Origin of the sequence: Stenotrophomonas pictorum JCM 9942 (assembly GCF_001310775.1) — a bacterium.
GTDB classification, from domain to species: domain Bacteria; phylum Pseudomonadota; class Gammaproteobacteria; order Xanthomonadales; family Xanthomonadaceae; genus Stenotrophomonas; species Stenotrophomonas pictorum.
Genome location: NZ_BAZI01000621.1, coordinates 1 through 1,098, shown reverse-complemented (window position 1 = coordinate 1,098; position 1,098 = coordinate 1). Strand labels below are relative to the sequence as shown.

Here is a 1,098-nt window from a genome sequence, read left to right as displayed (position 1 = left end):
CCAGCCCGGCGCGACCGCCATGTCGACCACCTCGGGGGCGCCGACCGTCAGGGTGCCGGTCTTGTCGAAGATCACCACGTCCAGGCGTGCGCTCTTCTCAATCGATTCGGCATGCTTGAAGAGGATGCCGTGTCGTGCCCCCAGGCCAGTGCCGATCATGATCGCCATCGGCGTGGCCAAACCGAGTGCATCGGGGCAGGCGATGACGAAGACGGTGATCGTCAGCGTGAGCGCGAACAGCAGCGGCTGTCCCAGCCACCAGAACCAGACCGCGAAGGTCAGCAGCCCGATCACGATCGCAGCCAGCACCAGCCATTGCGAGGCGCGGTCGGCGAGCAGCTGCGCGGGCGCCTTGGAGTTCTGCGCGGTCTGGACCAGCTTGATGATCTGCGCCAGTGCCGTGTCGCTGCCGATCTTGGTGGCGGTGTAGGCGAATGCGCCGCTCTTGTTGATCGATCCGCCGACGACGGACTCTCCGGGATCCTTGCGCACCGGCATCGACTCGCCGGTCAGCATGGATTCGTCGACCTGAGAGCTGCCTTCCGTCACGATGCCATCGACCGGGATCTTCGCCCCGGGCCGCACGATCACGGTCTCGCCGACCAGCACTTCAGCGGTGGGAATGTCGAGCTCCTGCCCCTCGCGCCGGACGACCGCGCGGGGTGGGGACAGCTTCAGCAGCGCTTTCATGGCGTCCGAGGCGCCGGCGCGAGCCCGCATCTCGAGCCAGTGGCCAAGCAGGACGAAGGTCAGCAGGACGGCCGAGGCCTCGTAGAAGTTCGGCCCGTCGAAGAAGAACGTCGACGCGATGCTGAAACCGTAACCTGTGCCCACGCTCAGGAGCACCAGGACCGCCATGTCCAGCACACCCCGTCGCAGGGACCGGATCGCGGCGCTGAAGAATGGCCAGCCCGGATACAGCACGGCGCCGGTCGCCAGCAGGAACAACCAGACGTTCTCGCGCAGTCCGAACGGCACCGGCGGCGGCTCTATCAGCCCGCCCATGGGCGACCACACGAATACCGGGATCGCGAAGGCGAGGGCGACCAGGAAGCGGCGGCCCATGTCGCGCGCCGCGGCGTGCAGCATCGCGTGCCG

The 1,098-nt window shown here is 67.5% G+C and carries 1 protein-coding gene; it reads right to left on the bottom strand.

Features of this window, described 5'->3' with window-relative positions; all coding sequences use genetic code 11:
* On the bottom strand, positions 1–1,098 hold a 1,098-nt coding region (locus JCM9942_RS16575), incomplete at both ends, for an HAD-IC family P-type ATPase (RefSeq protein ID WP_157723022.1).